22 protein-coding genes and 1 pseudogene are annotated in these 21,524 nt (G+C 60.0%); 11 read left to right on the top strand and 12 right to left on the bottom strand.

All coding sequences use genetic code 11. The features are described 5' to 3' along the window. Window positions 1-120: 120 nt before the first annotated feature. Together QMX86_RS20895 and QMX86_RS20890 are read right to left on the bottom strand one after the other, a co-directional pair. Window positions 121-318, bottom strand: coding sequence for a YbdD/YjiX family protein (locus tag QMX86_RS20895; RefSeq protein WP_003228401.1), 198 nt, complete (start codon window positions 316-318; stop codon window positions 121-123). A 15-nt stretch (window positions 319-333) separates the two neighbouring features. Continuing rightward, window positions 334-2,400 carry a carbon starvation CstA family protein gene (locus QMX86_RS20890; RefSeq protein ID WP_016773099.1) on the bottom strand — a complete coding sequence of 689 codons (2,067 nt, stop codon included), beginning with the start codon at window positions 2,398-2,400 and terminating at the stop codon, window positions 334-336. A gap of 159 nt (window positions 2,401-2,559) precedes the next feature. Between QMX86_RS20890 and QMX86_RS20885 the strand changes: the two genes are divergently transcribed. Then, window positions 2,560-2,928 (top strand): PilZ domain-containing protein, encoded by a 369-nt coding sequence (locus tag QMX86_RS20885; protein ID WP_071173654.1) that lies wholly within the window; start codon window positions 2,560-2,562, stop codon window positions 2,926-2,928. A 167-nt stretch (window positions 2,929-3,095) separates the two neighbouring features. Here QMX86_RS20885 and radA read toward each other — a convergent pair whose 3' ends face one another. Genes radA through katB form a run of 3 tightly spaced genes read right to left on the bottom strand, consistent with a single transcriptional unit; the run spans window position 3,096 to window position 6,655 of the window. After that, the gene (gene radA, locus QMX86_RS20880; RefSeq protein ID WP_024014403.1) at window positions 3,096-4,463 is read right to left on the bottom strand and encodes a DNA repair protein RadA; all 1,368 of its coding nucleotides are present in this window, start codon (window positions 4,461-4,463) and stop codon (window positions 3,096-3,098) included. A 47-nt stretch (window positions 4,464-4,510) separates the two neighbouring features. Beyond that, complete coding sequence (locus QMX86_RS20875; RefSeq protein WP_122747553.1) at window positions 4,511-5,056, bottom strand: ankyrin repeat domain-containing protein; 546 nt, start codon at window positions 5,054-5,056, stop codon at window positions 4,511-4,513. 57 nt (window positions 5,057-5,113) lie between these two features. Further along, a complete protein-coding gene (katB, locus tag QMX86_RS20870) occupies window positions 5,114-6,655 on the bottom strand; it encodes a catalase KatB (RefSeq protein ID WP_282385206.1) in 1,542 nt (513 codons plus the stop codon). Between the two features lie 285 nt (window positions 6,656-6,940). Here katB and mscL point away from each other — a divergent pair, with 285 nt between their 5' ends. Further along, complete coding sequence (gene mscL / locus QMX86_RS20865; protein WP_024014404.1) at window positions 6,941-7,354, top strand: large-conductance mechanosensitive channel protein MscL; 414 nt, start codon at window positions 6,941-6,943, stop codon at window positions 7,352-7,354. Between the two features lie 45 nt (window positions 7,355-7,399). Here mscL and QMX86_RS20860 read toward each other — a convergent pair whose 3' ends face one another. Continuing rightward, entirely contained in the window at window positions 7,400-8,176 is a 777-nt protein-coding gene (locus QMX86_RS20860; RefSeq protein WP_122603864.1) for a ferredoxin--NADP reductase, read from the bottom strand. Window positions 8,177-8,488: 312 nt separating this feature from the next. On the opposite strand from QMX86_RS20860, the gene QMX86_RS20855 reads away from it, so the two are divergent. Both QMX86_RS20855 and QMX86_RS20850 read left to right on the top strand, forming a co-directional pair. Next, window positions 8,489-9,199 (top strand): autoinducer binding domain-containing protein, encoded by a 711-nt coding sequence (locus QMX86_RS20855; protein ID WP_282385212.1) that lies wholly within the window; start codon window positions 8,489-8,491, stop codon window positions 9,197-9,199. 174 nt (window positions 9,200-9,373) lie between these two features. Then, entirely contained in the window at window positions 9,374-10,498 is a 1,125-nt protein-coding gene (locus QMX86_RS20850) for a class I SAM-dependent methyltransferase (RefSeq protein WP_282385214.1), read from the top strand. Window positions 10,499-10,570: 72 nt separating this feature from the next. Here QMX86_RS20850 and QMX86_RS20845 read toward each other — a convergent pair whose 3' ends face one another. From QMX86_RS20845 to QMX86_RS20835, 3 genes are all read right to left on the bottom strand, one after another. Further along, the gene (locus QMX86_RS20845; protein WP_016773090.1) at window positions 10,571-10,738 is read right to left on the bottom strand and encodes a DUF2474 domain-containing protein; all 168 of its coding nucleotides are present in this window, start codon (window positions 10,736-10,738) and stop codon (window positions 10,571-10,573) included. A gap of 84 nt (window positions 10,739-10,822) precedes the next feature. Beyond that, window positions 10,823-11,830, bottom strand: a complete 1,008-nt coding sequence (cydB, locus tag QMX86_RS20840) for a cytochrome d ubiquinol oxidase subunit II (RefSeq protein WP_016773089.1) — start codon at window positions 11,828-11,830, stop codon at window positions 10,823-10,825. 3 nt (window positions 11,831-11,833) lie between these two features. Next, window positions 11,834-13,279, bottom strand: a complete 1,446-nt coding sequence (locus QMX86_RS20835; protein WP_016773088.1) for a cytochrome ubiquinol oxidase subunit I — start codon at window positions 13,277-13,279, stop codon at window positions 11,834-11,836. 470 nt (window positions 13,280-13,749) lie between these two features. Between QMX86_RS20835 and QMX86_RS20830 the strand changes: the two genes are divergently transcribed. The 3 genes and pseudogenes from QMX86_RS20830 (at window position 13,750) to QMX86_RS20820 (ending at window position 15,668) form a co-directional block, all read left to right on the top strand. After that, window positions 13,750-14,985, top strand: a complete 1,236-nt coding sequence (locus QMX86_RS20830; RefSeq protein ID WP_282385218.1) for an MFS transporter — start codon at window positions 13,750-13,752, stop codon at window positions 14,983-14,985. 101 nt (window positions 14,986-15,086) lie between these two features. Further along, window positions 15,087-15,366 (top strand): annotated as a pseudogene (locus tag QMX86_RS20825) (type II toxin-antitoxin system RelE/ParE family toxin). Between the two features lie 14 nt (window positions 15,367-15,380). Continuing rightward, entirely contained in the window at window positions 15,381-15,668 is a 288-nt protein-coding gene (locus QMX86_RS20820; RefSeq protein WP_016773085.1) for a HigA family addiction module antitoxin, read from the top strand. A 4-nt stretch (window positions 15,669-15,672) separates the two neighbouring features. Here the strand turns inward: QMX86_RS20820 and QMX86_RS20815 are convergent, their stop codons facing one another. Both QMX86_RS20815 and QMX86_RS20810 read right to left on the bottom strand, forming a co-directional pair. Then, window positions 15,673-16,224, bottom strand: a complete 552-nt coding sequence (locus QMX86_RS20815) for a DJ-1 family glyoxalase III (protein ID WP_016773084.1) — start codon at window positions 16,222-16,224, stop codon at window positions 15,673-15,675. Between the two features lie 67 nt (window positions 16,225-16,291). Then, complete coding sequence (locus QMX86_RS20810) at window positions 16,292-16,738, bottom strand: DUF4879 domain-containing protein (RefSeq protein WP_071173663.1); 447 nt, start codon at window positions 16,736-16,738, stop codon at window positions 16,292-16,294. 220 nt (window positions 16,739-16,958) lie between these two features. Here QMX86_RS20810 and QMX86_RS20805 point away from each other — a divergent pair, with 220 nt between their 5' ends. Further along, on the top strand, window positions 16,959-18,254 hold the full coding sequence (locus tag QMX86_RS20805; RefSeq protein WP_071173664.1) for an NCS2 family permease: 1,296 nt from the start codon (window positions 16,959-16,961) through the stop codon (window positions 18,252-18,254). After that, window positions 18,251-19,330, top strand: a complete 1,080-nt coding sequence (gene trmA / locus QMX86_RS20800) for a tRNA (uridine(54)-C5)-methyltransferase TrmA (protein WP_073475559.1) — start codon at window positions 18,251-18,253, stop codon at window positions 19,328-19,330. The genes QMX86_RS20805 and trmA overlap by 4 nt, the downstream gene beginning before the upstream one ends. Window positions 19,331-19,384: 54 nt before the next feature. On the opposite strand, the gene QMX86_RS20795 is transcribed toward trmA, so the two are convergent. Then, window positions 19,385-19,831, bottom strand: coding sequence for a DUF2442 domain-containing protein (locus QMX86_RS20795; protein WP_071173666.1), 447 nt, complete (start codon window positions 19,829-19,831; stop codon window positions 19,385-19,387). Between the two features lie 295 nt (window positions 19,832-20,126). On the opposite strand from QMX86_RS20795, the gene aroQ reads away from it, so the two are divergent. Next, window positions 20,127-20,567 (top strand): type II 3-dehydroquinate dehydratase, encoded by a 441-nt coding sequence (gene aroQ / locus QMX86_RS20790; RefSeq protein WP_122603859.1) that lies wholly within the window; start codon window positions 20,127-20,129, stop codon window positions 20,565-20,567. 5 nt (window positions 20,568-20,572) lie between these two features. Next, a complete protein-coding gene (locus tag QMX86_RS20785) occupies window positions 20,573-21,427 on the top strand; it encodes a shikimate dehydrogenase (RefSeq protein ID WP_282385227.1) in 855 nt (284 codons plus the stop codon). The last annotated feature ends 97 nt before the right edge of the window (window positions 21,428-21,524 follow it).

Genomic DNA, 21,524 nt, shown 5'->3' with positions numbered 1-21,524 from the left:
ATGTGGGAGCGAGCCTGCTCGCTAAAGCGGGGTGTCAGTCAAATCATCCATCAACTGACACTCCGTATTCGCGAGCAGGCTCGCTCCCACAGGGGATTACCTCAACCGCAGGCTGTCAGCTCAACAGCACTTCGGCCCACCCTTGCCACCGTAACGGGCTTCCTGACGTTCGCGAAAGAACATCTCGTAGCTCATCACCGGTTTGTCCGGGTGTTTGGTTTGCATATGCTCGACGTAGGTGTCGTAGTCGGGCATGCCGACCATCAGGCGCGCGGCCTGACCGAGGTATTTACCGAGGCGACTCAGGTCATTGAACATGCTGCAATCCTCTGGTTACGCATCCGGCAGGGCCTGGAATGGCGATTCTTTATCCGTACGCTCTTTCTTGCCCCAGGCGGCGATGCCGACCTTGAGCGCATAGAACAGGATGCTGAACACCACGAACAGGAACAGCGCGGTGAGTGTGGCGTTGGTGTAGGCGTTGAAGATCACGTGCTGCATCTGCTCGACGCTCTTCGCCGGCGCCAGCACCTGACCGTTGGCCAGCGCATCGCTGTACTTCTTGGCCAGGGACAGGAAGCCGATCGCCGGGTTGGCGTCGAACAGCTTGATGAAACCAGCAGTGGTAGTGCAGATCAACAGCCAAGTGGCCGGCAACAGGGTGACCCAGATGTAGCGCTGGCGCTTCATCTTGATCAGGACCACGGTGCCGAGCATCAGCGCGATACCGGCGAGCATCTGGTTGGAGATGCCGAACAATGGCCACAGAGTGTTGATGCCGCCCAGTGGATCGATCACACCCTGATACAGCAACCAGCCCCACATCGCCACACAACCGGCGGTGGCGATCAGGTTGGCACCCCACGACTCGGTGCGTTTGAGCGCCGGTACGAAGGAGCCGAGCAGGTCCTGCAGCATGAAGCGCCCGGCACGGGTACCGGCGTCGACAGCGGTGAGGATGAACAGCGCTTCGAACAGGATCGCGAAGTGGTACCAGAACGCCATGGTGTTTTCACCCGGCAGGACACTGTGCAGGATCTGCGCAATACCGACCGCCAGGGTCGGCGCACCACCGGCGCGAGCCAGAATGGTGGTTTCGCCGATGTCATGGGCAACCGCTTGCAGCGCTTCCGGTGTGATCGCAAAGCCCCAACTGGTGACAACCTGCGCCACCGAAGCGACGTCACTGCCGACGACTGCGGCCGGGCTGTTCATGGCGAAGTACACGCCCGGCTCGATCACCGAAGCGGCAACCATGGCCATGATCGCCACGAACGATTCCATCAGCATGCCGCCGTAACCGATGTAGCGGGCGTTGGTTTCGTTATCCAGCAGCTTAGGCGTTGTGCCCGACGAAATCAGTGCGTGGAAACCCGATACCGCGCCGCAGGCGATGGTGATGAACAGGAACGGGAACAGACCACCCTTCCATACCGGCCCGGTGCCGTCGACGAACTGGGTCAGCGCCGGCATTTTCAGCTCGGGCATGGTGATCAGGATGCCGATCGCCAGGGCGACGATGGTGCCGATCTTGAGGAAGGTCGACAGGTAGTCACGTGGCGCGAGAATCAGCCAGACCGGCAGCGATGCAGCGACGAAACCGTAACCGACCAGCATCCAGGTAATCTGCACACCGGTGAAGGTAAAGGCTTTGGCCCATACCGGATCGGCAGCGATCTGCCCGCCCAGCCAGATCGAACCAAGCAGCAGCAACACACCGACCACGGAGATTTCGCCGATGCGACCCGGGCGGATGTAGCGCATGTAGATGCCCATGAACATCGCGATCGGGATCGTCGCCATCACGGTGAAGATGCCCCACGGGCTCTCGGCGAGGGCCTTGACCACGATCAGCGCCAGCACCGCGAGGATGATGATCATGATCAGGAAGCAGCCGAACAGTGCAATGGTTCCGGGAATCCGGCCCATTTCTTCACGCACCATATCGCCCAGGGAACGGCCGTTGCGTCGGGTCGACATGAACAGGACCATGAAGTCCTGCACCGCGCCCGCCAGCACCACACCGGCTATCAGCCAGAGTGTGCCGGGCAGATACCCCATCTGCGCCGCCAGCACCGGACCGACCAGTGGCCCCGCGCCAGCGATGGCCGCGAAGTGGTGACCGAAAAGAATGTGTTTGTTGGTCGGCACATAGTCCAGACCATCGTTGTTGAGCACGGCGGGGGTGGCCCGACGCGGATCCAGTTGCATCACGTTGTTGGCGATGAACAGACTGTAGTAACGGTACGCAACCAGATAAATGGCCACGGCAGCGACCACAATCCACAAGGCGTTGATCGCCTCGCCGCGGCGCAATGCCACTACGCCAAGGGCGCACGCTCCTACGATTGCCAGCACGAGCCAGGGTAAGTGGCGCAGCAGGCTATTATTATTTTTCATTTTATTATTCCAGCCAGGGTGGACAAGAAAGACAGCCACCCCGAGTTTAGCGCTTACGGCGCCAAAGGCCATACCCCGACATAGGTCTAGACGCTTGAGCGATTGGCTGGCGCCCGCATTCGCGGTCTATAGTCAGCGAACCTTCATGAGGATTGCGCCATGAGCGAGCACCCCGCCAATCGACGTCGTTTCAAACGTATTGCGTTCGATGCCAGAACCGAGCTGAAACAGGGCGAGTACATCTGGCCGGTCAAGTTGATCGACCTGTCGCTCAAGGGCCTGCTGATCGAGCGACCGGAGCCGTGGCTCGGGGATAAAGAGCAGGACTTCTTCGTCGACATTCATCTGAGCGAAGACGTCGATATCGAGATGGACGTGCATCTGGCCCATGAGGAAAACGGCCACTTGGGGTTCATCTGCCGGCACATCAGCCTGGAATCGATCCAGCGCCTGCGCCGCTTGATCGAACTGAATCTGGCGGATGAGGCCGAGCTGGAGCGCGAACTGGGTGCCCTGATCGAAATCTAGGCCCCCCAATCCCGATTCGGAATGCCCTGTGGTGAGGGGATTTATGGGGTGAGAGGATTTATGTGGCGAGGGGATTTATCCCCGTTGGGCTGCGCAGCAGACCCGTTTTTTCAGGGCCGCTACGCGCCCCAACGGGGATAACCCCCCTCACCACAGAGGTTCGGCGTTCACTCAAACAGTGCGTCAAGTGCTTGTTCAAGGCGGCTCACGGCGATGATCTGCAAGCCGGGAGGCGATTCCTTCGGAGCATTACCCTTCGGCACGATCGCGCGTTTGAAGCCGTGCTTGGCCGCTTCTTTCAGCCGCTCCTGCCCGCTAGGCACCGGGCGCACCTCGCCAGACAGGCCGACTTCGCCGAACACCAGCAGATCATGGGGCAGCGGCCGGTTGCGCAAACTCGACATCACCGCCGCCATCAACGCCAGATCCGACGCCGTCTCCAGCACCTTCACGCCACCCACCACGTTGAGGAACACGTCCTGATCGTGGGTCGGAATCCCGCCATGACGGTGCAGCACCGCGAGCAACATCGCCAATCGGTTCTGATCCAGCCCCAGCGTCACCCGACGCGGGTTGGCCAGATGGCTGTCATCGACCAGCGCCTGCACTTCGACCAGCATCGGTCGGGTGCCTTCCCACGTCGCCATGACCACACTGCCCGGGACTTCTTCCTGAGCGCGGGTAAGAAAAATCGCCGATGGGTTGGAGACTTCTTTCAGGCCCTTGTCGGTCATGCCGAACACGCCCAACTCGTTGACCGCGCCGAAACGGTTTTTCACCGCCCGCAGCAGACGCAGACGACCATCGGATTCACCTTCGAAATACAGCACCGTGTCGACCATGTGTTCCAGAACACGTGGACCGGCCAGCGCACCTTCTTTAGTGACGTGGCCGACGAGGAAGATCGCCGTGCCGCTCTGCTTGGCGTAACGCACCAGCAACGCCGCACTTTCGCGCACCTGCGACACGCCGCCCGGGGCCGATTGCAGTTGTTCGGTGAAAATGGTCTGGATCGAGTCGATCACCATGACCTTGGGTTTTTCCTGGCGGGCAGTGGCGATGATGGTTTCGATGCAGGTTTCGGTCATCACCCGCAGCTGATCCTGCGGCAGACCGAGACGGCGGGCGCGCATCGCCACCTGCTGCTGGGATTCTTCGCCGGTGACGTACAGCGCCGGCATGCTCTTGGCCAGATTGCACAGGGTCTGTAGCAGAATCGTCGACTTGCCGATCCCCGGATCACCGCCGATCAGCACCACCGAGCCATCGACCAGGCCGCCGCCGAGCACGCGGTCGAGCTCACCGGACGCGGTGGAAAAACGTGGAATCTCTTCGATGCTGACTTCGGCGAGCGTCTTGATCTGCGCCTGCTGGCCAGCCCAACCGGTGCGCCCGGTGGGTGCCGTGGCGCCGCCGCTTTCGATCATGGTTTCGGTCAGGGTGTTCCAGGCACCGCACTCACCGCACTGCCCGGCCCACTTGGGAAAGGTTGCGCCGCACTCGGTGCAGCCGTACATGCGCTTGGCCTTGGCCATCAGAACCCCCGGAACAAAAGACGCGATGATAACGCAGCCACCGCCGATCAGCGCGGCGCAGCAGTACGGATTTCGCCGCTGGCCAGACGTGCGGCGCTGTTGCCCAGCGGATCCTCGGCATTGAGGTCGGCGCCCTTGGCTTTCAACGCATCAAGCAATTCCAGGCGCTTGAACAGCCCGGCGTACATCGCTGCTGTCTGGCCGGCGCCGTTACGCTGGTCGGGGCTGCAATCGCTGGCCATCAGGCGCCGGGCGATCTGCAACTCGCCTTTGAAAATCGCGCCCATCAGCGCCGTGTTGCCGCGTTGATCCTGAGCACAGGCGTCCGCGCCCGCTGCCAACAGTCGCTCAACCGCCGGCGCCTGACCGTGGTAGGCGGCCAGAATCAGCGCGGTGTAACCCTTGCTGTCGCGGGTATCGAGGGAATAGCCGGACTCGATAAAGGTCTCGAGCATCGGCACGTCGCCACGGCGGGCGGCGTCGAAGTAGTAATCCTGCAACTGCGCCTTGATTGCCTCGGGGCTTTGCTCGACCGGTGCCGCCCACGCGCTGACCGACAGGCACCCGGCCAGGCATAAAAGAAAAATACGCATCGGGCTCTCCTTGAGCGCACGCGAGGCGGGACAGCCCTCGCGTGCGCCGCATCGCTATCAGTCGGTCAGTTTGGCCGCCAGTGCTTTCACACGGCTGAGGTCGCCCTTGGCCACTTCGGTCACACCGCTGCCGTACTCGGGGTCAGCCTTGTACAGGAAGGACAGGATGATGTGCTTGCTCTCGTCATCGGTGGTGGCCAGCGAGCCGCCGAAGCTGTCGATCAGGTCGCGACGTTCCTGCTTGCTGTACGAGCGATACAGATCACCGGCCTGCTTGAAGTTCTGCTCACGCTGGATCTTCGCCTGTTGCGTGCTGCCCGCCAGCGCCGACTGGCTGTAACGCGCCGCTGGCGTTTCTTCACGCGGTTGCAGGCGGCTTGGCTGGTAGTTGACGCCGGACTGGCTGGCGCCAAAATTCATCGCGCCATCCTGATTGCCATTGTTCACTGCGGTTTTCGGAGCGTTGATCGGCAATTGCAAAGCGTTGGCACCGAGGCGATACATCTGCGTATCGGCGTAAGAGAACACTCGGCCCTGCAACAAGCGATCTTCCGAAGGCTCGATACCCGGAACTACGTTGGCCGGTGCCATGGCAACTTGTTCAGTTTCCTGGAAGACATTGGCCGGATTACGGTTCAAGACCATTTGTCCAACTTTGCGCTCGGCAATACCCGGCCAGATCTTGGTTGCATCCAGTGGATCGAAATCAAACTTGGACAAATCCTGTGGCTTGAGAACTTGAACGTACAAGTCCCACTTCGGAAAGTTGCCCTTGTTGATATTACTCACCAAGTCGTTGGTCATATGACTGTAATCCCGACCTTGAACTTCGCTGACTTGTTTTGGCGTAAGGTTCTTGATGCCTTGCAGACTCTTCCAGTGAAACTTAACGTAGTGAACTTCATTCCTGGCATTGATCAGCTTATAGGCATGAACACCATTGCCATCCATTTCCCGATAACTGGCCGGAGTGCCGTAGTTGGAATACAACTCGGTCAGTGTGCGGGTGGCTTCCGGTACATGGGAGAAGAAGTCGAACCGGCGCGAATCGTCGTCGAGGTTGGTGCGCGGATCGGGCTTGAAGGCGTGCACCATGTCCGGGAATTTGATCGCATCGCGGATGAAGAAGGTCGGGAAATTGTTGCCGACCAGATCCCAATTACCGTCAGCGGTGTAGAACTTGGTGGCGAAACCACGCGGGTCACGCAGGGTTTCCGGGGAATGGTTACCATGCACCACCGCCGAGAAACGCACGAATACCGGCGTGCTCTGGCCTGCGGCGAACACCTTGGCCTTGCTCAGGTCGCTGAGGTCATCGGTCACGGTGAAGGTGCCGTGGGCGCCGGTGCCGCGTGCATGTACCACGCGCTCGGGAATACGCTCACGGTCGAAGCGTTGCAGCTTCTGGATCAGTTGCACGTCCTGCAGCAGCACCGGGCCGGTGGCGCCGGCAGTTTGCGAGTTCTGATTGTCACCCACCGCAGCGCCGTTATCGCGGGTCAGCGGAGCGGCGTTGACCGAGAAGGTCAGCAGGCTGGCGGTGAGAACGCCGAGGGTGCGGCGATGGGGAAAAGCCCCCAGTCCAAGAGCGGAAGTCATATCAGGTTCCTCTGGTTTTATTGAGCGCATCCAGGTGCGCCACAGCAAGGCTAGAGGCCCCCGCCGAGGAACATAAATAGAAAGAACGTAACGCCATGATTGAAGAAATTGGCTTTCACGTCAGCGGGTTAGCGCGTATTCCGCGCGCGATTGCTGGCATTTTGCAAACTAATCGTCAATTGATGTGTCGATAAAAACGGGCATTGTAAGAAGGTGTTTCGCGCAGGAGGCGTTTCGCTGATTTACACTGCCTACACCAAACTCATCTGTAACAAGGAAATAACTATGGGCGTGCTTAGCGAGTTCAAGGCCTTCGCGGTCAAAGGCAATGTGGTCGACATGGCCGTCGGTATCATCATTGGCGCAGCGTTCGGCAAGATTGTTTCGTCGTTTGTCGGCGACGTGATCATGCCGCCGATTGGCCTGTTGATCGGTGGGGTGGACTTCAGTGATCTGGCTGTCACGCTCAAAGCCGCCCAGGGCGATGCGCCCGCCGTGGTGCTGGCTTACGGCAAATTCCTGCAGACGGTGCTGGATTTCGTGATCGTCGCATTTGCGATCTTCATGGGCGTCAAGGCCATCAACCGCCTCAAGCGCGAAGAAGCTGTAGCCCCGACCGCACCGCCGATCCCGAGCAAGGAGGAGCAACTGTTGGGCGAAATTCGCGACCTGCTCAAGGCGCAGAACGAGCGGCCCTGAGGCATTCGCTACACATTGAAACGGCACCCGCGGGTGCCGTTTTCGTTACCAGTAGTTCTCCACCGCAACCTGCCCCGGCTTGCGCGTCAGGCTCAGGCGCATGTCGCGCTGTTTCAGCAAGGCGCGGGTGTCGTCGATCATCTGCGGATTGCCGCACAGCATCACTCGCGAATGCTCTGGCGAGAGCTCAACCCCTGCCGCTCGCTCCAACTCGCCATTCTCGATCAACGTGGTAATCCGGCCCTGCAGCGCGCCTGGATGCGCTTCGCGGGTCACAGTGGGGATGAATTGCAGCTTGTGGGCGTATTCGCTCAGATAGTCACGTTGCGCCAACCCGGCGATCAACTCCTGATAAGCCAGTTCCCGCGCCTCCCGCACGCTGTAAACCAGAATGATTCGCTCGAATTTCTCCCAGACCTCGAAGTCCTGCAGGATCGACAGAAACGGCGCCACCCCGGTGCCGGTCGACAATAACCACAGGTCACGGCCGTCGACAAAACGATCCAGCGTCAAATAGCCGAACGCCTGGCGCTCGACCATCAGGCTATCGCCGACCTGTAGCCGGCTCAGCTCACTGGTGAATTCGCCGCCCGGCACGACGATGGAAAAGAACTCGAGAAACTCATCGAACGGCGACGACACCATCGAATAGGCGCGCCAGACCGTGCTGCCATCGGCCTTGGTCACGCCCAGCCGGGCGAACTGGCCGGCACGAAAGCGAAAGCCGGGATCACGGCTGGTGCGCAGCGTGAACAGGTTCGGCGTCAACGGTTGCACATCGAGCAAGGTCTGGGTGGTGTACTTCTCGGCACTGGCAGTCATGAGGCACTCCTTGAAACGATTGCCCACAGTGTCCCGCAAAATCGCGCTGCCAAACACTCGTGATTGGTAATGGTATTGACGGGATCAGCGCTAGACATTCGATTTGCTGGCAATACTGGATCTAGAGCAATAACTTTAAGATGCCAGTTAAAATATAACAGCCTGTATTGCTAAGAACGCTTTTATAAAAAACACCAAAGTTTCAATCTCGAAAAAATGTAAGGCGTTTCGCAGGAAAGATCCTACACTTCGATTCGTGCCGGATTTTTTGGATCCATTTGGCGCCCCTATATCAGGACGGAGGCAAAGTTCATGGAAACGTGGAAGGAATCACAATTGAAACAACTGACATTTGCCAAAGGCATAGAAGCGGCGTACCCGATACTGCTGAGATTTGCCGAGAATCTGGGCTTTAACTATTGCGCAATAGCAGTCACCTCCCCTCAGCGCGAAGTCCATCTGAATGCCTTGCAAATCAATAACTATCCGAAAGAATGGAACATCCAGTACAACAAACGGAACTACCAGAACATTGACCCGATAATAGCGCATTGCAATCACTCAGTATTACCCATCGTCTGGGAAGAAAGAGTCTTCACTGATACGCCAGAGTTGTGGCAGGCATTGAAACAGAACGGACTGCAGCATGGCTGGTCGCAAGCGTTTCATGACGAGAGCAGCGGCTTGTGTAGCATCATCAGCCTGGCTCGCAGCCACTGTCCGATCAGCCCGCTCGAGCTGTATGAGCATTACGGTTATCTGTTTTTCGCCAACCGGCACTTCAGCGAGTTGTATGCCCGCACCGTTCCCACACCGGCCAAACCCAGCAAACCGAGGCTATCGTCCCGGGAACTGGAGATCATGAAATTGTCCGCCATGGGCAAGACCGCTCACGATATCTCGAGAATCCTCAGCCTGAGCGAACGCACCGTTAACTATCACGTGCAAAACGTCATCGAAAAATTCAACGTCTGCAACAAGATTTCCGCAGTGATTGCCGCCGCTCGTGCCGGCATCATCTGACAGCTGAGCGTTATCGCGCGGTAATCCTGCGAGTATTTAGGCGCAAAAAAACGTACCATTCAGGCCTTTCCGAGTGATGACGCAACCTGCTTGCATCGCAGTCCACTCGGTCGGATCCCGTCGCACCATCTGCCGGCAACGGGATATCTGCCGAATATCCTGAGTCCCCGCCCCATGCCTTTGCTCGAAACGCCTTTCGCCCAGCTCGACCTGATCCGCCAGCCTGAACAGCAGAATGAACCACTGCAAGCCTTTGATGCGGCGGACGAGTACCTGCTCAATCATCTCGCCAGCGAACAACCTGCGAGCAGCACCCGCGTGCTGGTGCTCAATGACAGCTTTGGCGCCTTGGCGATCAGTCTGTTGGACAAGGTCGAGGTGAGCAGTAGCGGCGATTCGTTCCTGGGTTTCGTCGGGCTGGAAAAGAATCTGCTGCGCAATGGTCAGGCGTTCGACGCGATTCGTCCGATTCCGGCTAGTGAGCCTTTGGTCGGGCCGTTTGATCGGGTGCTGATCCGCGTCCCCAAAACCCTGGCGCTGTTGGAAGAACAGCTGATCCGCCTGCAAGGACAACTCGCTCCAGGCGCGCAAGTGATCGCCGCCGCCATGGTCAAGCATCTGCCCCGCGCTGCCGGCGATCTGCTGGAACGTTACATTGGCCCGGTACAGGCGTCGCTGGCCGTGAAGAAAGCCCGACTGCTGATCGCCACGCCTGAAAGCAAAGCGCCCGCCACGTCTCCTTACCCGACTCGTTACCGCCTCGACGAGCCGGCAATCGAATTACTTAACCACGCCAATGTGTTCTGCCGCGAAGGCCTCGACATCGGCACTCGCGCGTTTCTGCCGCATCTGCCGAAAAACCTTGGCCACGCGCAAGTCGCTGACATCGGTTGCGGCAACGGTGTTCTGGCAATCGCCAGCGCTTTGCAGAACCCGGATGCGCATTACACGCTGGTCGACGAATCGTTCATGGCGGTGCAATCGGCTGCCGAGAACTGGCGCGCGGCATTGGCCGATCGCGAAGTCATCGTGCGCGCTGGCGATGGTCTGGCCGGGCAGGCGCCGCAGTCACTGGACGTGGTGCTGTGCAACCCGCCGTTCCATCAGCAGCAGGTGGTCGGCGATTTCCTCGCCTGGCGCATGTTCCAGCAGGCGCGCGAGGCACTGGTGGTCGGCGGTGCGCTGTACATTGTCGGCAATCGGCATCTGGGCTATCACAGCAAACTGGCGCGCCTGTTTCGTGGTGTCGAGCAAGTGGCGGCGACGCCGAAATTCGTCATCCTCAAGGCGCGCAAATAAAACTGCGGCGTAAAAAAACCCTCCGTGAGGAGGGTTGCAAATCCATACCCGAAGGCGCCGGGACGGGATGTTTCAGTGGGTGGTCAAACCTGCGGCATTCATGAACATGCGCATCAGGCTGGCGGCGATGAACAACACGCCGACACTGCCAACCCAGATCAGGGCCAACCAGCCGAGCCGCTGCCACAGCGGCTTTTTTTCGGCTTCTTCAATGTCGTGCAGGGAATGTTTGCCGGTCATTGCATCGATCTCCGTTAAGCCAAGGCGTCACTGCGGACGCCTTCGCGAGCAGGCTCGCTCCCACAGGGCAAGCCCAGCATGGGATTAGTGATAGCCGTCTTCGTGGGTGACCTTGCCGCGGAACACGTAGTAGCTCCAGAAGGTATACCCCAGGATGAACGGAATGATGAACAACGTGCCGACCAGCATGAAGCCCTGACTTTGCGGCGGCGCGGCGGCGTCCCAGATCGATATCGACGGCGGCACGATGTTCGGCCACAGGCTGATGCCCAGACCGCTGTAGCCGAGGAAGATCAGCACCAGGGTCAGCAGGAACGGCGTGTAGTTGGCGTTACGTGCCACCGCGCGAATCAGGCCGTACAAGGTGACGAGCACCAGAATCGGCACCGGCATGAACCAGAACAGATTCGGCATGCTGAACCAGCGCGAGGCGATTTCCGGATGCGACAGAGGCGTCCACAGGCTGACGATACCTATCACTGCCAACAGGACAAACGCCAGCGGTCGCGCCAGGTCATGCATCTGCTCCTGCAACTTGCCTTCGGTTTTCATGATCAGCCAAGTACAGCCGAGCAAGGCATAGGCCACCACCAGCGCCGCGCCGCAAAACAGCGTGAACGGCGTCAGCCAGTCCAGTGAACCTCCAGCGAACTGGCGATTGACCACCGGCAGACCATCGATGAACGCTCCCAGCGCCACGCCCTGAAAGAACGTCGCCGCGATCGAACCACCGATAAATGCCTTGTCCCACAGGTGACGTTTTTCATCCTTGGCCTTGAAGCGGAACTCGAAAGCCACGCCGCGGAAAATCAGGCCCATGAGCATGAAGATCAGCGGCAGGTACAGCGCCGACAACACCACCGAATAGGCCAGCGGGAAGGCGCCGAACAACGCCGCGCCACCCAGTACCAGCCAGGTTTCGTTGCCGTCCCAGACCGGGGCGACGGTGTTCATCATCACGTCGCGATCGGTCTTGCCGGGCACGAACGGGAAGAGAATGCCAATGCCCAGGTCGAAGCCGTCCATGACCACGTACATCATGATGCCGAAGATGATGATCACGGCCCAGATCAGCGGAAGATCAATACCCATGAGTCAAATCTCCTTGGTCAAGCGAGTGTTGTCTTCGTGCTCGCCCTCGGCCGGATCGTCGGCTGCGGACAACGGACGCGCCGGGGTGCGTTTCTTGCCTGGACCACCGTCCGGTGTTTCGTTGCCTTCGCTGATCTTCGGCCCTTTGCGCACCAGGCGCATCATGTAGCCGAGACCGGCGCCGAACAGGGCGAAATAGACCACGACGAACATGATCAGGGTGATGCTCATCTGCATGAAGCTGTGGTTGGACGAAGCATCGGCAGTGCGCATCAGGCCGTAGACCACCCATGGCTGACGGCCGATTTCCGTGGTGAACCAGCCAGCGAGAATCGCGATCAGACCGGACGGCCCCATCCACAAGGCCAGATGCAGGAACGGCCGCGAGGTATACAGCGAGTCACGCTTGCGCAGCCACAGACTCCACAGACCGGTGAAGATCATCAGGAAACCGAGGCCGACCATGATCCGGAACGACCAGAACACGATGGTCGAATTCGGCCGGTCTTCCGGTGGGAACTCCTTCAGCGCCGGCACTTGTTTATCCAGCGAGTGGGTGAGGATCAGGCTGCCGAGGTATGGAATCTCTACGGCGAACTTGGTGCGTTCCTCTTTCATGTCCGGCCAGCCGAACAGGATCAGCGGCGTCGCTTCGTCGCCATGGTTTTCCCAGTGGCCTTCGATCGCAGCGATTTTTGCCGGCTGATGCTTGAGCGTATTGAGGCCGTGGAAGTCGCCGATCACAGCCTGGATCGGCGCGACGATCAATGCCATCCACATGGCCATCGACAGCATGGTGCGGATCGCCGGGTTGTCCCTGCCGCGCAGCAGGTGCCAGGCCGCTGACGAGCCGACGAAGAAGGCAGTGGCGACGAACGCCGCCGTGGCCATGTGCATCAGCCGGTAAGGGAATGACGGGTTGAAGATGATTGCCAGCCAGTCGGTGGGGATCACCTGACCGTTGACGATTTCAAAGCCTTGCGGGGTCTGCATCCAACTGTTGGAGGCGAGAATCCAGAAGGTCGAAATCAGCGTGCCGATCGCCACCATCACCGTCGAGAAGAAGTGCAGGCCGCGCCCGACCTTGTTCCAGCCGAACAGCATGACGCCGAGGAAACCGGCCTCAAGGAAGAACGCCGTAAGCACTTCATAGGTCAGCAACGGCCCGGTGACGGCACCGGCGAAGTCGGAGAACCGACTCCAGTTGGTGCCGAACTGATAAGCCATGACCAGCCCGGAAACCACGCCCATGCCGAAGTTCACGGCAAAAATCTTCGACCAGAAATGGTAGAGATCGCGGTAGGTGTCGTTGCGGGTCTTCAGCCACAAACCTTCGAGCACTGCCAGGTAACTCGCCAGGCCGATGGTGATGGCCGGGAACAGAATGTGGAACGAGATGGTGAACGCGAACTGAATTCGGGCGAGATCCAGAGCCTCTAAACCGAACATATGGCTTCCTCTGTCAGGTAATACGGGTAGCTGGCCCGGAGGCCTGCACCACTGCCCCCACGGATATGGAGTGCGGCGAATTCGGATTCGTTCTTTTTTTGCAACCATCGCAACGCAGGGAGTCTGGCCAAATGGCCGCCAGATCAGTTCCGGTCGGGGTCTTGATCTGGATCAAGCAACGTTGAAAGAGTAGTCCCATTTTTGCCAATGAACTGCGTGGTGGTTTGCCGCGTGACAAGTTGCCTCACTCCTGTGGCCAGGGGATTTATCCCCGTCCGGCTGCGCAGCAGTGGTCGTCGTTTATAGATTTTGGGGCCGCTGCGCGACCCAACGGGGATAAATCCCTCATCACAGGGTTGATTGTCAGCATGAAAGATCGATGTCTGGCTAACTGAATTGTTTCTCCTAGCAACTTCCTGTTACAGACTGGTGATAATCTCGCCGTTCACTCGTCCAAGACCTGCCTTCAGATGCCCACACAAGAGCCCCTGCTGTTACGTCACCATCGTCCGTTCATGGCTTTCTGGCTGGCGCGGGTTTTCACCGCCAGCGGGTTCCAGATGCTCACCGTGGCGATCGGCTGGAATCTGTATCAGCTGACTGGCAACGTGCTGGATCTGGGCCTGGTCGGACTGGTCGAATTCGCCCCGCGGGTGCTGTTCATGCTGCACACCGGGCATGTCGCTGATCGCTACGATCGGCGCAAGGTCGCCGCGCTTTGCCAGTCGTTGCAGGCGTTGATTGCCTTGGCGCTGGCCATCGGCAGCGCCACCGATCACGTCACCCGCGAGATGATTTTCATCCTCGCCTTCCTGCTCGGCGCCGCCCGTTCGTTCGAGATGCCGACGACTCAGGCCTTGCTGCCCAGCATCGTCCCCAGTGCGCTTTTCCCCCGCGCAGTTGCCGCCGCGCAATCGGCGCAGCAGTCGGCCACTATCGTCGCCCCGGCCCTCGGCGGTTTGCTCTATGCATTCGGCAGCGTCTGGGTCTACGGCCCGACCGTGCTGCTGTACGTGATCGCCTGTTCGCTCATGCTCAACCTGCCGGCACGCCAGACGCCATTGAATAAAGGCAAAGCCACGCTGGACTCGCTGCTGGCGGGGATTCGCTTCATCCGCAGCCGCCCGGACATCCTCGGCGCGATCTCGCTGGACCTGTTCGCCGTGTTGCTCGGTGGCGCCACGGCGTTGCTGCCGGTGTTCGCCAAGGACATTCTGCTGACCGGCCCGTGGGGTCTTGGCCTGTTGCGCTCGGCGCCGGCGGTGGGTGCGTTGCTGATGTCGCTGTTTCTCGCGCGATTTGCCGTGGAACGCAATGTCGGCCGGGTGATGTTCACCGCCGTCGGCATCTTCGGCGTCGCCACTATCGCGTTTGGTTTGTCGACCTCGTTCTGGTTCTCCCTGGCGGTGCTGGTGGTGCTCGGCGCAGCGGACATGATCAGCATGGTCATCCGTGCCTCGTTCGTGCAACTGGAAACCCCTGACGAAATGCGCGGCCGGGTCAGCGCGGTGAACGGGCTGTTCATCGGCGCATCGAACCAGTTGGGCGAATTCGAATCCGGCCTCACCGCCCACTGGTTCGGCACCGTGCCGGCGGTGGTGATGGGCGGGATCGGCACCCTGGTGGTGACGGGGACGTGGATCAAACTGTTTCCGACGTTGGCGAATCGGGATCGGATGCATGTGCCGGTGGAAGAGAAGGTCTGAATTTTTTCGGAAAAAACTCACCTGCCCAGCACATATCAAGCGACAACGTGCGGTACATAGTTACCGCACTGAGTGTAATGTATCGCCTTACACTCGCCGCCATGATCAAATCCTTTCAGCACAAAGGCCTTCGTGGCTTCTATGAAACAGGTACGACTCGTGGAATTCGTGCCGACCATGCAAAACGGCTGTCGCGCATGTTGCAGTTCATGGATCGAGCGACACTTCCCGGCGATCTGGACTTGCCGGGCTGGCGCCTGCATCCGTTGAAAGGCGAGCTGAGTGAATACTGGTCCGCTCAGCGTTTCAGGCAACTGGCGAGTGATCTTTCGTTTTGTCGGTTCGGATATCGAATTGGTCGATTATCTGGACTACCACTGACAGGAGGCAGGCTCATGCCCATGCACAACCCGCCACACCCCGGTGAAACCCTGCTGCTGGATGTCTTGCCCGAGCTTGGTATCAGCGTGAGCGAATTGGCCCGGCACCTTGGCTTTGCACGCCCGCATCTTTCGCGCGTACTGCACGGACACGCGCCAATCAGCCCGGATCTGGCAGTACGACTTGAGCGTGCAGGGATCGGCAAGGCGCGCGTTTGGCTAGGCGTCCAAACCGACTACGATCTTTGGCAAGCGGAGCACCGTGAGCAACCAATGATAGAACCCCTCGCAGCCCACGGCTGACCCGTCAGGCCATCAACTCCCCCGCCACCCTCGCCCGCAACGCCTTGCCGCCAAGCTGCTCAACCAGGGTTAGGGCAAATTCCAGCGCCGCGCCCGAGCCTTGGGCGGTGATGCAGTTGCCGTCGACCACCACCGGTTGATCAACAAACGTACAGCCGGATAACTGATGGCTGGCGCCGGGCAGGCAGGTCATGCGGCGCTGGCGCAGCACGCCTGATGCCTGGAGGGCGGTGGCTGGGGCTTCGCCGATGGCGGCGAACAGGCGGCCGGCGCTGGCCTGGTCCTTGAGCAACTGCTGCAAGGGCTGATGCGCCGCCAGATGCTGCGAACCGACGACACCGCCCGGCAGGGCAATGAGGTCAAAAGTCTGTGCCAGTACATCGACCAGCATGCCGTCGGCTGTCAGCCGGGTGCCGCGCGCGCAGGTCAGCATGCGCCGACCTTCGATGCTGGCAGCGACCACTTCGATGCCGGCGCGGCGCAGCACGTCGATCAAGGTCACGCTTTGCAAATCGTCGATGCCTTCGGCGAGGGCAATCAGGGCTCTGGAAGTCATGGGCGCTTTCCGCTGGGTAGTCAGTCAAGCGTAGTCAGCTTTGTCCCACCTTGTTCGCAGACAGCCGTTACTTGATGTAAAGCTGAGTCGAAAGCGTGTTGCGCGGAGCGTTGATCGAGGTGTTGCTGAAGTTGAAGGTGCCTTGCTGTTTGCCGGCCAGATCGAAGGTATAAAGAGAACCGACGGTTTTGCTGCCAGGGGTGCATTCAGTGAGATTGCCATTATCGAAGGCGCACACCGGACCTCGGGTGCCGTTGACCTCGAAGCCATCCAGAGTCACGTGCGGCTGGTTCTGGCCATAGCCGACTTCCAGCACATAGACCTTGATATTCGGCCCGCTGTGATCGCACTGGGTTTGCGGCTGGTTATCGGCGATATCTTCCAGACCGCAGGATGGCGATTGCACTTTGATCACCTTCACCTCGGTCAACGGCGGTGCCGATGCCGCGAACGCCGGAGCTGTCAGCAGCAGTGCTGCAATCCATCCGAAAATCCTGATCCCGCCGTTGCGCATGCCTGCCCACTCCAAAAAATCAGCGCGCAGTATGGCGCAGTTGTCGGCTGCGCAAAACTTCGCCGACGATCGACACCAACATCCGCCAAATTCCTCACGCGGCTGGTATGATGCGCGGCTTTTTCCGGCCCACGACAATTTTCCAGGCGCTTGCGACGGTCTGTGCTTTGCTGTTGAGGTCGATACATTCACGGCGCCACGCGCGCCACGGGGAGCAGACATGCTGGAAAGGCTGTTTCAACTCAAGGCACACAACACCAACGTGCGCACCGAAATTCTTGCGGGCGTCACGACTTTCCTGGCCATGGCTTACATTCTGTTCGTCAACCCGAGCATCCTCGGCGAGACCGGCATGGACAAAGGCGCGATCTTCGTCGCCACCTGTCTGGCGGCCGCCATCGGCTCGACCGTGATGGGCCTGATCGCCAACTACCCGATCGCCCTCGCTCCGGGCATGGGCCTGAACGCCTTCTTTACCTACACCGTGGTGCTGCACATGGGCCACACCTGGCAGGTGGCGCTGGGTGCGGTGTTCATTTCCGCCGTGCTGTTTTTCCTGCTGTCGATCTTCCGCATCCGTGAATGGATCATCAACGCCATTCCGCTGCCACTGCGCTCGGCGATTGCCGCCGGTATCGGCCTGTTCCTGGCGCTGATCGCCCTGCACAACGCCGGCATCGTGGTCAGCAACCCGGCAACCATGGTCGGCCTCGGCGATCTGACCAAACCGGCGCCGATTCTGGCCACCGTCGGCTTTGCCGTGATCGTCGCCCTCGAAGCACTGAAAGTGCGCGGCGCGGTGCTGATCGGTATTCTCGCTGTAACCATCGCCTCGATCGTACTGAACGTCACCGAGTTCGGCGGCATCCTGTCGATGCCGCCGTCGCTGGCGCCGACCTTCCTGCAACTGGACATCAAAGGCGCACTGGACATCGGTCTGGTCAGCGTGATTTTCGCCTTCCTGTTCGTCGACCTGTTCGACAACTCCGGGACCCTGATCGGCGTCGCCAAGCGCGCCGGCCTGATGGGCAAGGACGGCCACATGCCGAAAATGGGCCGTGCGCTGATTGCCGACAGTACGGCGGCCATGGCCGGCTCGCTGCTGGGCACGTCGACCACCACCAGTTACATCGAATCCGCTGCCGGCGTCAGTGCCGGTGGCCGCACGGGCCTGACCGCCATCGTCGTGGCAATCCTGTTCCTGCTGGCGCTGTTCTTCTCGCCCTTGGCGGCCAGCGTTCCGGCATTCGCCACCGCGCCAGCGCTGCTGTTCGTCGCGGTGCTGATGACTTCCGGCCTGGCGGAAATAGACTGGGACGACATCACCGTGGCGGCGCCGGTTGTGGTCACCGCACTGGCCATGCCGTTCACCTATTCGATCGCCAACGGCATCGCCTTCGGCTTCATCGCCTGGACTGCCATCAAGCTGCTGTCCGGCCGCGCCCGTGAGCTGAACCCGGCACTGGTGATTTTGTCGATTCTGTTTGTGATCAAGTTGGGTTGGTTCAACGCATGAGTTTCGATTCCCAAGCCTACGCCGAACAACTCGAAGCCAAGGTCACGCGCTTGCGTGATCTGCTGGCACCGTTCGATGCACCCGAGCCGACGGTGTTTGACTCGCCTCTGCAGAACTTCCGCCTGCGCGCCGAATTCCGCCTGTGGCGCGAGGGCGGCGAGCGGCATTACGCGATGTTCTCTCAGGACGACAAGCGCACGCCGATACTCATCGAAGAATTCCCGATTGCCAGCCTGCGCATCAACCAGTTGATGCCGCAGTTGAAGGCCGCGTGGCAAGCCAGTTCGGCGCTGAGCCACAAGCTGTTCCAGGTCGAATTTCTGACCACGCTGGCCGGCGACGCGATGATCACCCTGTGCTATCACCGTCCGCTGGACGAGCACTGGCATGCAGCGGCAACTCAGTTGTCGGCGGATCTGGGCGTGAGCATCATCGGCCGCTCCAAAGGCAAGCGCGAAGTGCTCGGTCAGGACTATGTCGTCGAGAAACTCGAAGTCGGCGGCCGCACCTTCAGCTATCGCCAGCCCGAAGGCGCGTTCACCCAACCCAACGGCACGGTGAACCAGAAGATGCTCAATTGGGCATACGAAGCCTTGGGCGATCGCAGCGACGATCTGCTCGAGCTGTACTGCGGCAACGGCAACTTCACCCTGCCGCTGGCGACTCGCGTGCGCAAAGTGCTCGCCACCGAGATCAGCAAGACTTCGGTCAACGCTGCCCTGAGCAATCTCAGCGAAAACGCTGTGGATAACGTCACGCTGGTGCGTTTGTCCGCCGAGGAGCTGACCGAAGCGCTCAACGAAGTACGCCCGTTCCGTCGCCTGCACGGCATCGATCTGAAGAGCTACGAATTCGGCAGCGTCTTCGTCGACCCACCACGCGCCGGCATGGACCCGGACACCTGCGAACTGACCCGGCGCTTCGACAATATCCTCTACATCTCCTGCAACCCGGACACCCTGGCGGCCAACATCGCCCAGTTGCATGACACCCACCGCATTACCAAGTGCGCGATGTTTGACCAGTTCCCGTGGACCCATCACATGGAATCCGGTGTGCTGCTGACCCGGCGTTGATTGCGGGTAGCTGATACGGAAAAGCCGTCGTGATTGACGGCTTTTTTGTGGGTGCTATGGCGCGATATCCGTTTTGCGTGGACGCCCGCCTTTTTTGCCATTGGCTCGCGCTGCCGCAGATTTCGCAGCGCTGCTTTGACGCCCGTTGCGCGAGGCGACGACCGACGCGGCCATCCGCATAAGCGGCGGGCTCGCTGAAATCATGCCGGCAATGGAAATATCCAGATCCTTGCCCTCATGGCACAGCGCAGTGCCGCCGAGGCCGATCGTCAGGCTTGCATAATCGGCCGCTTCAAACCCCGCGAATTCGGGATACAGCTTCACCGGAAGCAACACACCGCTGCCGTCCTCGAAACGAATGACCAAAGAGGATTCTTCGAAGCTCACTGACACGGCCTGCAAACTATTGGCCTGTCGTGCTTCGCCAAGTGTGATGGCGGCATCGAGCATCTCTTCCGTCAGGGGGCGATGCACCGACGGTTTTGCCTTGATGACTTTCATGATTCGATCTCAACTCCTTCCAACTTGCCGATCAAGGACAGCAGCACCTTGTCTTCATCGGGGTCATAGCGCGCCGAAGGCTAGCGTGGTCATCCGTTCCGGAACAGCGGCAGGAGCAGAAAAAGAGTAAGCAAAGTTCTCACGGCTCGCCTGATTGCGCGCCTGTGCGATCACCGAACACAAAACGCCCTGGTCATTTCTCGGCAATTGACCGATGTAACCATCTAGTACATTTTATCTCCACAGGCCGGAACCTCTCGGCCGATGCCAAAAACAAAAAGTGGAGTTACCCCCCATGCCCCCTATCGTTCTGGTGCTTAACGGCCCGAACCTGAACCTGCTCGGCACCCGCGAGCCGGCGACTTATGGTCATGAAACCCTGGCGGATATTTCGGCGTTGTGTGGTCGCGCGGCTGACGAGTTCGGCCTGACCGTGGAATTTCGCCAGACCAATCATGAAGGCGAGCTGCTCGACTGGATTCACGCCGCGCGCGGTCGTTGTGCCGGGATCGTGATCAATCCGGCGGCGTGGACGCATACGTCCGTGGCAATTCGCGATGCACTGGTCGCCAGTGAATTGCCGGTGATCGAGGTGCACCTGTCCAATGTCCACGCCCGTGAGCCGTTTCGTCATCATTCGTTTGTTTCCGGCATCGCCACGGCCGTGATGTGCGGGTTCGGCAGCCATGGCTACCGCCTGGCGCTGGAGCATTTCAGCCAGCGGTTGCAGAGGTAAGAACCATGTCGCGTTCCAAGGTGATACTCGCCGGGCTGATCGGCGCCGGGATTCAGGCTTCACGTACACCGGCAATGCATGAGCACGAAGGTGATGCGCAGGGCCTGCGTTATCTGTACCAGCTCATCGACCTCGATCAATTGCACCTCGACAGCACGGCCCTGCCCGACTTGCTGCAAGCGGCGGAGCGGATGAATTACACCGGGCTGAACATCACTTTCCCGTGCAAACAGGCGGTCATCCCGCTGCTCGATGAGTTGTCACCGGAAGCCCGTGGCATCGGCGCGGTGAACACCGTGGTGCTGAAGGACGGCAAGCGTGTCGGCCATAACACCGATTGCCTCGGTTTCGCCGAGGGTTTTCGCCGGGGTCTGACGGACGCTGCCCGTGAACGTGTCGTCCAGATGGGCGCTGGCGGCGCTGGCGCGGCGGTGGCCCACGCGCTGCTCAGCGAAGGCGTACGGCAATTGACGATTTTTGATGTCGACCGCGAGCGTGCCGAGAGCCTGGCAAACAATCTGAATCAACATTTTGGCGCCGGTCGCGCGCAGGCGGGGCGGGATTTGCCCGGGGCGCTGGCGCAGGCCGATGGCCTGGTCAACACCACGCCGATGGGCATGGCCAAGCTGCCGGGTTCACCGGTGCCGGCCGGGTTGCTACGCAAGGCAATGTGGGTCGCGGAAATTGTGTATTTCCCGCTGGAAACCGAGCTGCTGCGCGACGCCCGCGCCTTGGGTTGCCGCACCCTGGATGGCGGCAACATGGCGGTGTTTCAGGCGGTGAAGGCGTTTGAATTGTTCAGCGGCGTGGTGGCGGATGCGCAGCGCATGCTTGAGCATTTTCAAAGCATGAATGGCTGAACAACAGGGTAACTCTTGTGGGAGCGAGCCTGCTCGCGAAGGCGTCGATTCAGTCAACGAACAGGGCGACTGACACACCGCTTTCGCGAGCAGGCTC

Origin of the sequence: Pseudomonas sp. PS01270, assembly GCF_029959775.1 — a bacterium.
Taxonomy (GTDB): Bacteria; Pseudomonadota; Gammaproteobacteria; order Pseudomonadales; family Pseudomonadaceae; genus Aquipseudomonas; species Aquipseudomonas atacamensis.
Note: the sequence above shows the minus strand (reverse complement) of the source record. Positions and strands in the feature narration are given on the sequence as shown.

Excerpts from the sequence above, each read along its gene's own strand:
- QMX86_RS20885 (WP_071173654.1), top strand. The coding sequence starts at position 2,560 with ATGAGCGAGCACCCCGCCAATCGACGTCGTTTCAAACGTATTGCGTTC.
- QMX86_RS20795 (WP_071173666.1), bottom strand. The coding sequence starts at position 19,831 with ATGAAAGTCATCAAGGCAAAACCGTCGGTGCATCGCCCCCTGACGGAA.
- QMX86_RS20805 (WP_071173664.1), top strand. The coding sequence starts at position 16,959 with ATGCTGGAAAGGCTGTTTCAACTCAAGGCACACAACACCAACGTGCGC.
- trmA (WP_073475559.1), top strand. The coding sequence starts at position 18,251 with ATGAGTTTCGATTCCCAAGCCTACGCCGAACAACTCGAAGCCAAGGTC.
- QMX86_RS20890 (WP_016773099.1), bottom strand. The coding sequence starts at position 2,400 with ATGAAAAATAATAATAGCCTGCTGCGCCACTTACCCTGGCTCGTGCTG.
- cydB (WP_016773089.1), bottom strand. The coding sequence starts at position 11,830 with ATGGGTATTGATCTTCCGCTGATCTGGGCCGTGATCATCATCTTCGGC.
- QMX86_RS20835 (WP_016773088.1), bottom strand. The coding sequence starts at position 13,279 with ATGTTCGGTTTAGAGGCTCTGGATCTCGCCCGAATTCAGTTCGCGTTC.
- QMX86_RS20785 (WP_282385227.1), top strand. The coding sequence starts at position 20,573 with ATGTCGCGTTCCAAGGTGATACTCGCCGGGCTGATCGGCGCCGGGATT.
- katB (WP_282385206.1), bottom strand. The coding sequence starts at position 6,655 with ATGACTTCCGCTCTTGGACTGGGGGCTTTTCCCCATCGCCGCACCCTC.
- QMX86_RS20850 (WP_282385214.1), top strand. The coding sequence starts at position 9,374 with ATGCCTTTGCTCGAAACGCCTTTCGCCCAGCTCGACCTGATCCGCCAG.
- aroQ (WP_122603859.1), top strand. The coding sequence starts at position 20,127 with ATGCCCCCTATCGTTCTGGTGCTTAACGGCCCGAACCTGAACCTGCTC.
- QMX86_RS20845 (WP_016773090.1), bottom strand. The coding sequence starts at position 10,738 with ATGACCGGCAAACATTCCCTGCACGACATTGAAGAAGCCGAAAAAAAG.
- QMX86_RS20815 (WP_016773084.1), bottom strand. The coding sequence starts at position 16,224 with ATGACTTCCAGAGCCCTGATTGCCCTCGCCGAAGGCATCGACGATTTG.
- mscL (WP_024014404.1), top strand. The coding sequence starts at position 6,941 with ATGGGCGTGCTTAGCGAGTTCAAGGCCTTCGCGGTCAAAGGCAATGTG.
- QMX86_RS20895 (WP_003228401.1), bottom strand. The coding sequence starts at position 318 with ATGTTCAATGACCTGAGTCGCCTCGGTAAATACCTCGGTCAGGCCGCG.
- QMX86_RS20855 (WP_282385212.1), top strand. The coding sequence starts at position 8,489 with ATGGAAACGTGGAAGGAATCACAATTGAAACAACTGACATTTGCCAAA.
- QMX86_RS20875 (WP_122747553.1), bottom strand. The coding sequence starts at position 5,056 with ATGCGTATTTTTCTTTTATGCCTGGCCGGGTGCCTGTCGGTCAGCGCG.
- QMX86_RS20820 (WP_016773085.1), top strand. The coding sequence starts at position 15,381 with ATGCCCATGCACAACCCGCCACACCCCGGTGAAACCCTGCTGCTGGAT.
- QMX86_RS20860 (WP_122603864.1), bottom strand. The coding sequence starts at position 8,176 with ATGACTGCCAGTGCCGAGAAGTACACCACCCAGACCTTGCTCGATGTG.
- QMX86_RS20810 (WP_071173663.1), bottom strand. The coding sequence starts at position 16,738 with ATGCGCAACGGCGGGATCAGGATTTTCGGATGGATTGCAGCACTGCTG.
- radA (WP_024014403.1), bottom strand. The coding sequence starts at position 4,463 with ATGGCCAAGGCCAAGCGCATGTACGGCTGCACCGAGTGCGGCGCAACC.
- QMX86_RS20830 (WP_282385218.1), top strand. The coding sequence starts at position 13,750 with ATGCCCACACAAGAGCCCCTGCTGTTACGTCACCATCGTCCGTTCATG.